The organism is Streptomyces sp. NPDC086077, assembly GCF_040686175.1.
GTDB lineage: Bacteria > Actinomycetota > Actinomycetes > Streptomycetales > Streptomycetaceae > Streptomyces.
In genome coordinates, this window is record NZ_JBFBJT010000174.1 from 1 (window position 1) to 13,268 (window position 13,268).

Annotated in this window: 9 protein-coding genes and 1 pseudogene; 5 read left to right on the top strand and 5 right to left on the bottom strand. The window is 72.7% G+C overall.

The annotated features are described in order from the left end of the window. The first annotated feature begins 371 nt into the window (after nucleotides 1-371). Nucleotides 372-2,486, top strand: a complete 2,115-nt coding sequence (gene malQ / locus AB0O67_RS32465) for a 4-alpha-glucanotransferase (RefSeq protein WP_365458002.1) — start codon at nucleotides 372-374, stop codon at nucleotides 2,484-2,486. Nucleotides 2,487-2,608: 122 nt separating this feature from the next. Next, on the top strand, nucleotides 2,609-2,884 hold the full coding sequence (locus AB0O67_RS32470) for a hypothetical protein (RefSeq protein ID WP_365458005.1): 276 nt from the start codon (nucleotides 2,609-2,611) through the stop codon (nucleotides 2,882-2,884). A 35-nt stretch (nucleotides 2,885-2,919) separates the two neighbouring features. Here AB0O67_RS32470 and AB0O67_RS32475 read toward each other — a convergent pair whose 3' ends face one another. The 3 genes and pseudogenes from AB0O67_RS32475 to pepN all read right to left on the bottom strand — a co-directional run bounded on the left by AB0O67_RS32475 (nucleotide 2,920) and on the right by pepN (nucleotide 6,749). Beyond that, nucleotides 2,920-3,441 (bottom strand): MarR family winged helix-turn-helix transcriptional regulator, encoded by a 522-nt coding sequence (locus tag AB0O67_RS32475; RefSeq protein ID WP_365458008.1) that lies wholly within the window; start codon nucleotides 3,439-3,441, stop codon nucleotides 2,920-2,922. Between the two features lie 215 nt (nucleotides 3,442-3,656). Next, a pseudogene (locus tag AB0O67_RS32480) lies at nucleotides 3,657-4,089 on the bottom strand (GNAT family N-acetyltransferase). Between the two features lie 83 nt (nucleotides 4,090-4,172). Further along, nucleotides 4,173-6,749 carry an aminopeptidase N gene (pepN, locus tag AB0O67_RS32485; RefSeq protein ID WP_365458010.1) on the bottom strand — a complete coding sequence of 859 codons (2,577 nt, stop codon included), beginning with the start codon at nucleotides 6,747-6,749 and terminating at the stop codon, nucleotides 4,173-4,175. Between the two features lie 112 nt (nucleotides 6,750-6,861). Between pepN and AB0O67_RS32490 the strand changes: the two genes are divergently transcribed. After that, nucleotides 6,862-7,356, top strand: a complete 495-nt coding sequence (locus AB0O67_RS32490; protein ID WP_365458013.1) for a DUF1203 domain-containing protein — start codon at nucleotides 6,862-6,864, stop codon at nucleotides 7,354-7,356. Here the strand turns inward: AB0O67_RS32490 and AB0O67_RS32495 are convergent. Beyond that, nucleotides 7,353-8,381: an aspartate-semialdehyde dehydrogenase gene (locus AB0O67_RS32495; protein WP_365458016.1), complete on the bottom strand. Its 1,029-nt coding sequence runs from the start codon at nucleotides 8,379-8,381 to the stop codon at nucleotides 7,353-7,355. The two genes, AB0O67_RS32490 and AB0O67_RS32495, sit on opposite strands and share 4 nt — an antisense overlap. A gap of 219 nt (nucleotides 8,382-8,600) precedes the next feature. On the opposite strand from AB0O67_RS32495, the gene AB0O67_RS32500 reads away from it, so the two are divergent. Continuing rightward, nucleotides 8,601-9,140 carry a sigma-70 family RNA polymerase sigma factor gene (locus tag AB0O67_RS32500; protein WP_365458019.1) on the top strand — a complete coding sequence of 180 codons (540 nt, stop codon included), beginning with the start codon at nucleotides 8,601-8,603 and terminating at the stop codon, nucleotides 9,138-9,140. A 1-nt stretch (nucleotide 9,141) separates the two neighbouring features. Beyond that, nucleotides 9,142-9,888, top strand: a complete 747-nt coding sequence (locus tag AB0O67_RS32505) for a hypothetical protein (RefSeq protein WP_365458022.1) — start codon at nucleotides 9,142-9,144, stop codon at nucleotides 9,886-9,888. Between the two features lie 52 nt (nucleotides 9,889-9,940). On the opposite strand, the gene AB0O67_RS32510 is transcribed toward AB0O67_RS32505, so the two are convergent. Further along, nucleotides 9,941-13,243, bottom strand: a complete 3,303-nt coding sequence (locus AB0O67_RS32510) for a S8 family serine peptidase (protein ID WP_365458025.1) — start codon at nucleotides 13,241-13,243, stop codon at nucleotides 9,941-9,943. Between the last annotated feature and the right edge of the window lie 25 nt (nucleotides 13,244-13,268).

Here is a 13,268-nt window from a genome sequence, read left to right on the forward strand (position 1 = left end):
AGTGCGGAGGGTGCCTGCACCGAGGCCCCTTTGACCAGCGAACCCCCGCTGCCCGACGCCGAGCCCCTCACCAGCGAGCCCCCGCTCGCCGCCCCGGACGCCGACTTCACGAGGCCGTAGCCGGCCGCGGCCCGGACGCCGACCCCGCGAGGTGGCGCGTCGTCCCCCCTCGGCCGTGGATCGCCGGAGGCCGGCCGCAGACCCCCGTGACCCGGACGCCCGGCGTCGTGTCGCACGCCGCCCGGCAAAAGCCGTACATGACCGCTCCTCGGACGCCGATCCCGCGAGGTTGTGAATGACCGCATTCCGGACGCTGATCCCGCGAGGCCGTAGATGACCCCCATCCGGACGTCGGCCGCACGAGGCCGCCGATGAGCGCGCCCCGGCCGGCCGAGGCCCCCGGCGAGGACCTGTGCCGGCTCGCCGAGTCCTACGGCGTCTCCCCCTCCTTCAGCCCCGCCCCGGACCGCACGGTCGCCGCCTCGGCCGCCGCGCTCATCCGGACCCTGGCCGCCCTCGGTGTCGACGCCGGCACGCCCGAGGCCACGCGCGCCGCGCTCGCCGCCCGCCGCACGGAACGGCGGGAGCGGCTGCTCCCGCCGACCGTCGTGTGCTGGGGCGGCGCCGCGCCGGACGCCCTCGCCGGGCTGCCCGAGGGCACCCGGCTGCGGATCGAGACCGAGCAGGGCGAGACACGTGACGGCGCCGAACAGCTTCCGCCCGGCGTCCACCGCCTCACCGTGACCGCGCCCGACGGCCGGACCGCCGACGCCCATCTGATCGCCGCCCCGTCCCGGCTGCCCGCGCCGGCGGCCCGCTCGTACGGCCTGCTGGTCCAGCTCTACTCCCTGCTGTCGCGGCGCTCCTGGGGCATGGGCGACCTCGGCGACCTCGACGAACTCACCGCCTGGGCCGGCCGCTCGCTAGGCGCTGGATTCATCCAGGTCAACCCGCTGCACGCGGCCGTGCCCGGCGTCCCCACCGACCCCTCCCCGTACCGCCCCTCCTCCCGGCGCTTCCCCGACCCGGTGCATCTGCGCATCGAGGCCGTCCCCGAGTACGCCTACGCCGACGACCGCGAGCGGGTGCGCTCGCTCGCCGAACGGGCGGGCCGGCTGCGGGAGTCGGTGCTGGAGAAGGACGCGTTGATCGACCGGGACGCGGTGTGGGAGCTGAAGCGGGAAGCCCTGGAGCTGGTGGGGGAGGTCCCTCTCGGCCCCGGCAGGCGCGCCGCCTACTGCGACTACCTCGCCGAAGAGGGCGAGGCCCTGGAGGACCACGCCACCTGGTGTGCGCTGGCCGAGGTGCACGGACCCGAGTGGCACACCTGGCCGGACGGTCTGCGGGACCCCCGGTCGTCCGAGACCGCCCGTGCGCGCCGGGAGTTGATGCACCGCGTCGACTTCCACTCCCGTCTCGCCTGGCTCACCGACGCCCAGCTGGTCGCCGCGCAGCGCACCGCGCGGGAGGCGGGCATGCCGGTGGGGATCGTGCACGACCTCGCGGTCGGCGTGCATCCCGGGGGCGCCGACGCCTGGGCGCAACAGCGGTACTTCGCCGCCGGGATGTCCGTGGGCGCCCCACCGGACGCCTTCAACTCCCGCGGCCAGGACTGGGGGCTGCCGCCCTGGCGCCCGGACCGGCTGGCCGAGTCCGGGTACGCGCCGTTCCGTGGGCTGCTGCGCGGCCTGTTCCGCTACGCGGGCGCGCTCCGCATCGACCACGTGATGGGCCTGTTCCGGCTGTGGTGGGTGCCGGTGGGGCTGCCGCCGACGGAGGGGACGTACGTCCGCTACGACGCCGAGGCCATGCTCGCGGTACTGGTGCTGGAGGCCTCGCGGGCCGGGGCGACGGTGATCGGCGAGGACCTGGGGACGGTCGAGGCCGGCGTCCGCGAAACGCTGCGCGAGCGGGGGGTGTTCGGCACGTCGGTGCTGTGGTTCGAGCGGGACTGGGAGGGCGACGGCCGCCCGCTGCCCCCGGACAGCTGGCGCGCCGACTGCCTGGCCACCGCCACCACCCACGACCTGCCGCCCACCGCGGCCCGGCTCACCGGCGAACACGTGGAACTCCGCCACCGGCTCGGCCTCCTCGGCGCCCCTGTGGACACGGAACGCGCGGAGGCCGCCGCCGACACGGGGGAGTGGCTCGCGCTCCTCACCCGGCTCGGCCTGCTGCGGGGCACCGGGGGTGGCCTCGGCGCGGGCGAGGAGGAGGCCGAGGTCCAGGCCGTCCACCGTTACCTGCTGCGCACGCCTGCCCGGATGATCGGCGTGTGGCTGCCGGACGGGGTGGGGGACCGCCGGCCGCAGAACCTGCCGGGGACGTGGGACGAGTACCCGAACTGGCGGCTGCCGATCGCCGACGCGGCCGGGCGGCCCGTGACGTTGGAGGCGCTGGCTTCCTCGACGCGGCTGCGGTCGCTGGTGGAGGTCCTGCGGGGGGAGGGGAGCGACGCCCGGCGGGGGGACGAGGGGCGTTCGTGAGCGGCCGGGGGGGCGTGCGGGTACGCGGCGGGGCGTGGCTGAGTGCCCTTCCGCCGCGGGCCCCGGCCCCTTACGGCACCCCGGACGAGCGGCCGCCCCAGGGGTTCGGTACTTTTGGCACCGTGGACAAGAAGAACGCCCTGCGCGCCGGCGCCCTGGCTGCCGGTACGACGCTGATGATGCTGCTCATGTCGTCCCCCGCGCTCGCGCTGACGCGTGACGACGGCGACGACCCCGGCACGGGCCTGAGCGTCATCGAGACGCTGGGCTGGTTCGTGTTCGCCCCGATCGTGATCTTCGGAGTGATCGCGGGCCTGGTCATGGTCCTGGACAAGTCCCACAAGAAGCACGACACGACCAGCTCCAACATCACGACCCGGGCCGACGCGAAGGCCTGACCGCGAGCTTCGCCGGAGCCCGTCAAGCGGGGGTTCTACGGTTGGTCCTCGTCCGTCCCCGCCAGCAGCTTCCGCAGCAGGTCGGCCAGTTGGTCGCCCTGCTCGGGGGTGAGGGCCGTGAGGGCCTGCGTCTGGACGGAGAGGCCCGTGCCCAACGCCTCCTCGACGAGGTGAAGGCCCTGTTCGGTGAGGGTGACCTGGAGGGCGCGGCGGTCGTGGGGGTCGGGCGAGCGGCGTAGCAGGCCGGCGCGCTCCAGTTTGTCGAGGCGCCCGGTCATGCCGCCGGTGGTCAGCATCAGGGTGGCCGAGAGCCGACGGGGCGAGAGGGTGTACGGCTCGCCGGAGCGGCGCAGGGCGGCCAGGACGTCGAACTCGCCGCGTGAGACGCCGAAGCGTGCGTACGCCTTCTCCATCCGGTCGTCCATCGTCCGCGACAGGCGGTGGATGCGACCGAAGACCTCCATCGCCCTGGTGTCCAGGTCGGGCCGTACGGCGGCCCACTGGCCGACGATCGCGTCGTCCGGGTCTCCGGCGGAGGGGTCGGGGTGCGGGGTCATGCGGGGAGTATCGGCGCGGGGGTTCGACGGCCGCAAGAAGGTGGCCCGAAGGTAAGTTGCCCGGCGCTGAGCGGATGCTGCGGCAGCATCATTCAGATTCGCTGAATGGAATCGTCCTGCTCGCCTCGCTGCTCGGCGGCACCCTCTACAACCCCTGTCATGGGTGGGGCGCTGGTGGCGGAAGGGGGCCGAGGCAGGGGCCGCGGGGACTGTGCTCAGCGCGTTGCGGGAGGTCGCGGCCGGATTCGAGTGACGGCGCGCGGCGCCGGGGACGGGCTCGGCTCCCGGACCATGAACACGTCCACCGAATCCTGGGTCCGCGCCGTGAACCCGTGGGGTCGGAACGGTCCAGCAGGGCGCGCAGTACGGCCCCGCCGATCCGGCGCCCTGGAGGCGCGGGGTCAGGTAGAAGTGCTCCAGCCAGTGGGCGTCCTCGGCCGGCCGCAGGGACACGCAGCCCGCGAACGCGCCGCCCACCTCGATCACCCAGGTGTGCTCCGGCACGAACCCGTCCCGCAGCCGCTGCCGTACCCGCCGCTCGTCGTACCGTCCGAGCCGCAACAGATCCGCCCGCAGCACCACGGCCCGCAACTCGGCCACCGCATCCACGTCCGCCGCCGACGCCGGCCGCAGCTCCCAGTCCCCCATGATCGCCGGGCTGTCCGAGCGCACGACGGGGGGCGCCCCCCGAGCCGAGCTCGTGGGACGCCCCCCGGGAGCGGAGGGTCGGTCTAGCCCTGGGCCGCCGCGTCCGCGGCCTGCGCCCGCAGGGCGCGTTCGATGCCCGCGCGGGACTCCGACACCAGCCGCCTCAGCGCCGCGCCCGGCTCCGCGGCCGACAGCCACGCGTCGGTCTTCGCGAGGGTCTCCTCGGAGACCTGCACCGCCGGGTACAGCCCGACCGCGATCTGCTGGGCCATCTCGTGGGAGCGGGAGTCCCAGACGGTCTTCAGCGACTCGAAGTACCTGTCGGTGTACTGCGCGAGCAGCTCCCGCTGGTCGGTCTGGACGAAGCCCCCGATGACGGCTTCCTGCACGGCGTTCGGCAGCTTGTCGGACTCGACGACCGACGCCCACGCCTCCGCCTTGGCCTCCGGCGTCGGGCGGGCGGCACGGGCGGTGGCGGCGTGGCGCTCACCCGCCGCCGTCCTGTCGCGCTCGTACTCGCCCGCGATCTCCGCCTCGTCGAAGCGGCCCACGGCCGCGAGCCGCTGGACGAACGCCCAGCGCAGCTCCGTGTCGACGACCAGCCCCTGCACCGTCTGGGAGCCGTCGAGGAGCGCCTCCAGCAGATCCAGCTGCTCCGGGGTGCGCGCGGTCGCCGCGAAGGCGCGCGCCCAGGCCAGCTGGTGGTCGCTGCCCGCCTCGGCGGCGCGCAGGTGCGCCAGCGTGGCGTCCGTCCAGCGGGTCAGCAGCGTCTCGCGCGCGGCCGGGTCGGCGTACAGGTCGATCGCCAGCTTCACCTGCCGCTGCAGCGACTGCACCACGCCGATGTCCGACTCCTTGCCGATGCCGGACAGGACGAGGGCGAGGTAGTCGCGGGTGGCGAGTTCCGCGTCGCGCGTCATGTCCCACGCCGACGCCCAGCACAGCGCCCGCGGCAGCGACGACTCGAAGTCGCCCAGGTGGTCGGTGACGAAGGCCAGCGACCGCTCGTCGAGGCGGACCTTGGCGTACGACAGGTCGTCGTCGTTCAGCAGCACGACGTCCGGCCGCGCGCGGCCCACCAGCTGCGGTACGGCCGTCAGGTCGCCGTCGACGTCCAGCTCGACGCGCTCCTCGCGGACCAGCTTCCCCGCGTCGTGGTCCATCGAGTACAGGCCGACCGCGACCCGGTGCGGACGCAGCGTCGGCTCGCCCTTCGCGCCGGCGGGCAGCGCGGGCGCCTCCTGGCGGATCGCGAAGGACGTGATGACACCGTCCGCGTCCGTCTCGATCTCGGGACGCAGGATGTTGATCCCGGCCGTCTCCAGCCACTTGCGCGACCAGGTCTTCAGGTCCCGCCCGGAGGTCTCCTCCAGGGCGGTCAGCAGGTCGCTCAGGCGGGTGTTTCCGTACGCGTGCCGCTTGAAGTAGGCCTGCACGCCGCGGAAGAACTCGTCCTCACCGACGTACGCGACGAGCTGCTTCAGCACGGACGCGCCCTTGGCGTACGTGATGCCGTCGAAGTTGACCAGCACGTCGTCCAGGTCGCCGATCTCGGCCATGATCGGGTGCGTCGACGGCAGCTGGTCCTGGCGGTACGCCCAGGTCTTCATGGAGTTGGCGAACGTCGTCCACGCGTGCGGCCAGCGCGACTCGGGCGCGGCGGCCTGGCAGGCGATGGACGTGTACGTGGCGAACGACTCGTTCAGCCACAGGTCGTTCCACCATTCCATGGTGACCAGGTCGCCGAACCACATGTGGGCCAGCTCGTGCAGAATGGTCTCGGCGCGCACCTCGTACGCCGCGTCCGTCACCTTCGAGCGGAAGACGTACTGGTCGCGGATGGTCACCGCGCCCGCGTTCTCCATCGCGCCCGCGTTGAACTCCGGCACGAAGAGCTGGTCGTACTTCTCGAACGGGTAGGCGTAGTCGAACTTCTGCTGGAACCAGTCGAAGCCCTGCCGCGTCACCTCGAAGATCGCGTCCGAGTCGAGGTACTCGGCGAGCGACGGCCGGCAGTAGATGCCGAGCGGGACGGACTGGCCGTCCTTCTCGTAGACGCTGTGCACGCTGTGGTACGGACCGACGATCAGGGCCGTGATGTACGTCGAGATGCGCGGCGTCGGCGCGAAGACCCAGACGCTGTCCTGGGGCTCCGGCGTGGGCGAGTTGGAGATGACGGTCCAGCCCTCGGGCGCCCGCACGGTGAACTGGAAGGTCGCCTTCAGGTCGGGCTGCTCGAAGGACGCGAAGACGCGGCGGGCGTCCGGCACCTCGAACTGGGTGTAGAGGTACGCCTGGTCGTCGACCGGGTCCACGAACTTGTGCAGGCCCTCGCCGGTGTTGGTGTACGCGCAGTCGGCGGCGACGCGCAGCACGTTCCGGCCCTCCAGCAGACCGGTCAGGGCGATCCGCGAGTCCTTGAAGACCGCGTCGGCGTCGAGCGGGTCACCGTTGAGCGTGATCTCGTGGACCGTCGGCGCCACCAGGTCGATGAAGGACTCGGCCCCGTTCTCGACGACGTCGAACCGGACGGTGGTCACGGACCGGAAGGTGCCGCCCTCCTGCGCCCCGGACAGGTCGAGATCGATCTCGTACGAGTCAACGGTGAGCAGCTTCGCCCGCTGCTGCGCCTCTTCGCGAGTCAGGTTTGTGCCAGGCACGCGGTCATCTCCTCGTTATGTGTCGGTTGCGCCATCCTTCCACGCGACCTGCGCGGATGGCGATGTCCGTTTCCCGCCGGTGGGCGGGGCGGCGACGCGCGAACCTGGGTTCATGACGACGTACTTCGCACGCGCCATCGAAGAACCGGTCCTCGAGGAGCTGCGTGCCGCCGACGACGCGGGACGCGGGACGGTCGCCGTGACGGACGAGGAGGGCGGGGCGCCGCTGCGCTGCTGTCTGCGCCGCAGCGCGCCCGGCGAGAGGATCGCCCTGGTCTCCTACGCGCCGCTGCGCCGCTGGGCGGCGGCCACCGGCGCCGATCCGGGGGCGTACGACGAACAGGGCCCCGTCTTCATCCATGCGGAGGAATGCGGGGGGCCGCGGGGCGACGGCCTGCCCTTCACGAACGCGCACCGCACGCTGCGCCGCTACTCGGACGAAGGGCGCCTCCTGGGCGGCCGCCTGGTCGAGGACGACTTCGAGGCGGCGCTCACGAACGCGTTCGACGACCCGGAGGTGGCACTCGTCCACGTCCGGGCCGTCGAGTACGGCTGCTTCCTCTACGAGGTCCGCAGGAACCGGCAGGCGGTGGTATCCGGGGGCTAGTCCGCCGCCTTGGTGGACAGCTCGGCCGCCACCAGCTCCGCGATCTGTACCGCGTTCAGCGCCGCGCCCTTGCGCAGGTTGTCGCTGGAGACGAACAGGGCGATGCCGTGGTCCACGGTCTCGTCCTGGCGGATGCGGCCCACGTACGAGGGGTCCTGACCGGCGGCCTGGAGCGGGGTCGGGACCTCCGCCAGGGCCACGCCGGGGGCGCCGGCGAGCAGCTCCTTGGCGCGCTCGGCGCTGATCGGGCGGGCGAAGCGGGCGTTGATCTGGAGCGAGTGGCCGGTGAAGACCGGGACGCGGACACAGGTGCCGGAGACCTTCAGCCCGGGGATCTCCAGGATCTTGCGGGACTCGTTGCGGAGCTTCTGCTCCTCGTCGGTCTCGTTCAGGCCGTCCTCCACGACCGAGCCGGCCATCGGCAGCACGTTGTACGCGATCGGCGCCACGTACTTGCCCGGCGCCGGGAACTGCGCCGCGGAGCCGTCGTGCGTCAGCTTCGGCGCGTCCTCGCCGACCTTCTTGACCTGCTCGAACAGCTCGTCCACACCGGCGAGACCGGAGCCGGACACCGCCTGGTAGGTGGCGACGACGAGCGCTTGGAGACCCGCCTCCTCGTGCAGCGGCTTCAGCACCGGCATCGCGGCCATCGTCGTGCAGTTCGGGTTGGCGATGATGCCCTTGGGGCGGCTCGCGATCGCGTGCGGGTTCACCTCGGACACCACCAGGGGCACCTCGGGGTCCCGGCGCCAGGCGGAGGAGTTGTCGATCACGACCGCGCCCTGCCCGGCGACCTTCTCGGCCAGCGCCTTGGAGGTCGAGCCGCCCGCGGAGAACAGGACGATGTCCAGGCCGGTGTAGTCGGCCGTGGCGGCGTCCTCCACCGTCACGCCGTCCAGGACCGTCCCCGCCGAGCGCGCCGAGGCGAACAGCCGCAGCTCCGTCACCGGGAAGTCGCGCTCCGTGAGGATCCTGCGCATGACCGTGCCGACCTGACCGGTGGCTCCGACGATTCCGACCCTCACGACGACTCCTTTGCGTGGTTTGCGGGTGCCCCTGCCCTGACCGGGGCCTTTCCATCATGCGGGGCACCTGGGCCCCTGTGTCCAATCCTTTGGGCTTGTGCCCGCCTGGTGGGACAGGGCCTCTATGACCTACGCCACTGATTCCTGCCCCGAAACCCGGTCGAACGTTTCGGCTCGTCCGGGCGTCTTAGGGGAAACGCGGCAAGGAGAGGGGTGGCTGTGCTGCGCGGAAGAGCGCGCCGCGGCCAGGGGGGCGACGGGCGCGGTGATGTCGGCGATCCCTTGGACGCGGCCCAGGAGCGCCGGGTGCGGGCGGTGCTCGCGCTGGGCGGAGTGCCGCAGACGGACCTGTTGGACGGGGTGCAGCAGGTACGGCTGCGGCTGCTGGAGCGGGCCGCGAGCGGCCGTGAGGCACCGCGTGACGTATCGGCCTGGGCGGCGGTCGTCGCCTCCAACCTCGCCATGGACTGGCACCGCGCCAAGCGACGGCAGGAGCGGATCGGGGAACGCCTGGCCTCGCTGCGCCAGCTGGAGCACCCCTCCGGGGAGGACACCAGCCTGCTGTCCCTCGCGGTCGCCCAGGGCCTGGACGAACTGCCCGACGCCCAGCGTCAGGTCCTGGTCCTGAGGTTCTACGCCGACCTGCCGGTGCGTTCCATCGCCGAGGAGCTCGGCGTCCCGGAGGGCACGGTCAAGAGCAGGCTGCACACGGCGGTCCGGGCGCTGCGCGCCCGCCTGCACGAGGACGAGGTGGTGTGACGTGACCGTCGAACACGGCGGCTACGACGGCCGCGGCGACGGGTCCGCCCGCGTGGACCCGCTGATGGCCGTCCTCACGGACGAGCCGCTGACCGACGCGGCCCGCGCCGACACCGCCTTCATGGCCGAGCACCGGTCGGCGGCTGCGGACGTGGCGCTGCTGCGCGAACAGCTGGGCATCCTCGGCGCGGCGCTGACGCAGGAACCGGAGCGACCCGCGAAAGCCCCGGCCCCCGTCGGGGTGCGCCCGCAGCGCCGCCGCTTGCCGGCCCTCGCCCTCGGCGCGGTCGGGGTCGCCGCCGCCGGGGCGATGGTGGCGGGCCTGGGCTGGCTGCTCGTCGAGGCAGGCGGCAGGGCTGCGGAGACGTCCGGGGCGAGCGCCGACAGCGCCCAGTCCGACTCCAAGACCGTGGGCCCGCTCGGCTCCGTCGAGTACCTCGCCTGCACCCGTCTGGTCGCCGAGGGCGAGGTGACGAGGACCTGGCCGGTCCCCGGCACCGGCCAGGAACGCGTCACGCTCGACGTGACCCGCTCCCACAAACCGGCGAAGAGCCCGGGCGAGGTCACGTTCGTGATCCCCACCAGCGCCGGCCTCGACGAGGGGGTGGAGGTCCTCGTCGCCGTCCGCCGGGGCGCCGCGTCCCCCGACTTCTGGCTGGTCGGCCAGGACGCGATCGCCGGCCAGCGCCCGCTGCTCACCGAGACGCTGTCACGGGCCGGCACCACACCCTGCGAGCAGGAGGAGTAGAAGAAGGGGCGGGCGCCCGCACGGACGCCCGCCCCTCAGCCGTACCGACGACTTACGGCGTGACCTTCTCGATCTTCACGTTGCCGATGCCCGCGGCGGTACCGCGCGCGTTGACCAGCCGCACCTGGCCGAAGAACTCACGTCCCTCGGGCGCGGCCGCGGCGGCGACGACGTTGCCGGAGACGGTCGCCGAGGCGCCCGTGCCGAGCTTCACCGGCGCCGAGCCCTCCACGCTCACGCTGCCGAGGGCGGCGGAGAAGAAGACGTCCCGGTAGTCGTACGCGGTGGAGCCGGCCGGCACGGCGTAGCCGACGACCTCGACGGTGTACGTGCCGGCCTTCGGGGACGCGATGGAAACCGCTTCCTCGGAGTCGCCGTCGGCGGCCTGGCCGACGACCGCGCCGGTGCCGTCGTAGACCGTCAGGTCCAGGTCGGCCCCCGCGTCCGAGACGCCGCCGATGGCGACGTCCAGCGAGGTGGCGCCCGCGGGCACCTCGACCGTGCTGGTCTGCGTCTCACCCTGCTCGATCGTCGGGCGGTCGGTCCTGGACGAGCCGAGCGGGCCGCCGACCAGCTTGCCGTCGATCGCGGCGTAGCCGTTGGTCACCTTCCAGGAGGCGGCGGCCGGCACGCCGACCTTGGCCTCGGGCACGGTCACGGTCTCCGGGTCGAAGGCCGCGCCGAGCACGGTGACATCCAGCTTGTACGGGTTGTCGAGCAGCGGCGACGTACGGCGCGACTCGACCTCGATCTCCCAGACGCCAGGCTGCGGGTCGGCGTACGCACGCACGTCCGGCCGGCAGGTGTTGGCCGGGTTCTCGTAGTTCGGGTAGCAGTTGATCGTCGACGTCGGGTCGGACGGGACGCCGTACGGGTGGATGGCGATGAACCGGGTCTGGCTCTTGTCCTTCAGCCCGCCGAGCGCGACCTCCAGCGACTTGGCGCCCTCGGGCACGGTCACGAAGTAGGAGGTGCTGCTGTTGCGCTGCACCGAACCGGACGCGGTGTAGCCGTACTTCAGCGGCTGCGCGACGACGACCGTGTTGAGGACCAGCTTGTCGATGCCCTCGGTGCGCGGGTCGTCGAGCTCCAGGATCGCGCTCTTGAGCCCGGCGGACTTCGGCGCCGCCTGCACCTTGACGGTGACCGGCTGGTTCAGCGGGAGCTTCACCTCGTCGGAACCGGCGATGCGGAAGGTGCCGCCCGTGTTGTTCTCGAAGTGCAGCTCGTGCCGGACCGCCCTGTCGGGGCCGGACGTACGGGTGATGGTGACGTCGTACGTCTTCTTCTGGCCGGCCTTCAGGCCGCCCTCACGGTCGTAGAGGCCCGTGCCGTAGCCGGGGGTCTTGAGGAACTGGTCGATCGCGGTGTCGACCGGCGCCTTGACCTCGTACGTGTGCGCGGTGGCGTCGTCGCGGATCGAGTCCCAGGCGTCCCCGATGTTCATCAGGCCCGCGCCCTCCTCGTACGCCTGCACACCCTTGATGTGGTCGGCGGTCGAGGTCAGCGCCGTGCGCAGGGTCGCCGGGGTGAGGTCGATGCCCGTCTGCTTCGCGGCGGACAGCAGCAGCGCGGCCGCCCCGGTCGCCTGCGGCGAGGCCATCGAGGTGCCCTGGAGCATGGAGTAACCGGGCGGCAGGCTGTAGCCGGCCTCGGCGACCGGGCCGCCGGGCGACCAGGTCTGCGTGGTGTTGATCGCGGCGCCGGGCGCGGAGAGCGTCGGCGTGAAGCCGCCGTCCTCACGCGGGCCGCGCGAGGAGAACGGCATCATGGCGTACCGCTTCTCCACCTTCGAGCCGTAGTTGGCGGCCCAGGTCTCCCTGGAGACGGTCGCGCCTACCGAGATCACCTTGTCGGCGAGGGACGGGTCGCCGATGGTGTTGGCGCCGGGGCCGGAGTTGCCCGCGGAGATCACCAGCTGGACGCCGTACTCGTCGATCAGGCGCGTGTACAGCTCGGCGCGCGCGTTGTTGCCGTCGTTCAGCGCCGGAAGGCCGCCGATCGACATGTTGACGATGTCGACGCCCCGGTTGACGACCAGGTCGATCATGCCCTCGGTGAGCGCCACGTTGGTGCAGCCGCCCGACCAGGTGCAGGCCCGGGAGGAGACCAGCTTGGCGCCGGGGGCGGCGCCGTTCATCCGGCCGCCGAACAGGCCGTTGGCGGCGGTGATGCCGGCCACGTGCGAGCCGTGCGAGCCCTCGATGACGCCGATGCTGACGTAGTCGGCCTTGGCGCCGGCCGCGTTGTAGACGACGTCCTTGCGGATCTCGACGACGAACGGGATCCGCTCGGCGATCGCGGTCGCCGGGTCGTCCGTGCCGAACCAGCCGATCTGGAAGCCGTCCTTGTAGGGCTTCATCGCGGCCTCGTCGGTGAAGTCGAGGTCGTCGTCCAGGTCGACGCGCGCGGTGCCGGAGGCGGCGTCGTACAGGACGCCCCAGACGTCCGTGGTGTCGCCGTCGCGGTTCAGGTCACCGGCCATGTCGCCACCGGTGGTGGCGGACTCGGAGAAGTAGTTGAACTTGTACGAGCCCTCGGGCGCCTTGAACGTCTCGGTGCCGAGCGTGGGCGTGGTGATGGCGAAGGTCGGGCCGCTGACCGCGGTGGTCATCCGGCGCCAGGTCCCGTCGGCGTCGACGACCGGGTCCGTGGCGGTCACCCAGTCGACGATCTTCCGCTCACCGGTCGTGGTCTTCTGCAGCGCCGGATGGCCGAGGTCCACGCCCGAGTCGAGGATGCCGATGGTGACGCCGCGGCCGTCCGCCTTCGGGTGGTCCTCGACGAAGTCGACGGCGCCGGTCTCGAAGGACGGGTTGTACGGGTTCTCGGCCGGGGTGTTCTTCCCGGGCGCGGGATAGTTGCCGGCGGCGTCGCCGCCGTGCGCGCCGCCCGCGTTCGGCCGCGGGTCGTCCAGGGGTATCTCCTCGCGCAGGTCGATGCCGTGCACGGAGGACAGCTTGGTGGCGGCGGCGATGGCCGCGTCCGCCTTGCCGGTGGGCACGGTGGCCCGGACGTAGCCCAGCTTGTCGTACGTACGGCCCACGAGACCGCCGTCGACCGAGTCGAGCTGCTCGGCGACCTGCTCGGTCCGGCCGGGCGCGGTGGCCACCATCATGGTGACGCTCTTGGCGCCGTCGGCCTTGGCCTCGGCGAGCAGCTCCGCGTCGCCGGAACCGAGCTTCTCGTGCGCGGACTTCGCGCCGGGGTCGGCGGCCGCGGGCGCCTGGTCCGCGGCGAGCGCCACGGGTATCGGCCCGGCCGCGGCCAGCGCGGCGACGAGGCCGGCGGCCACGGCGATCCGGGCCACGCGTCTCGCGCCCGGTATCGGTTCGCTCTGGGGGGTGAGGGTCATCGGCATCCCTTGTTGGTTAAGGATC

What these genes read in the sequence shown, in the direction of transcription:
- AB0O67_RS32510 (WP_365458025.1), bottom strand. Translation starts at nt 13,243, where the DNA reads ATGACCCTCACCCCCCAGAGCGAACCGATACCGGGCGCGAGACGCGTG.
- AB0O67_RS32490 (WP_365458013.1), top strand. Translation starts at nt 6,862, where the DNA reads ATGACGACGTACTTCGCACGCGCCATCGAAGAACCGGTCCTCGAGGAG.
- malQ (WP_365458002.1), top strand. Translation starts at nt 372, where the DNA reads ATGAGCGCGCCCCGGCCGGCCGAGGCCCCCGGCGAGGACCTGTGCCGG.
- AB0O67_RS32475 (WP_365458008.1), bottom strand. Translation starts at nt 3,441, where the DNA reads ATGACCCCGCACCCCGACCCCTCCGCCGGAGACCCGGACGACGCGATC.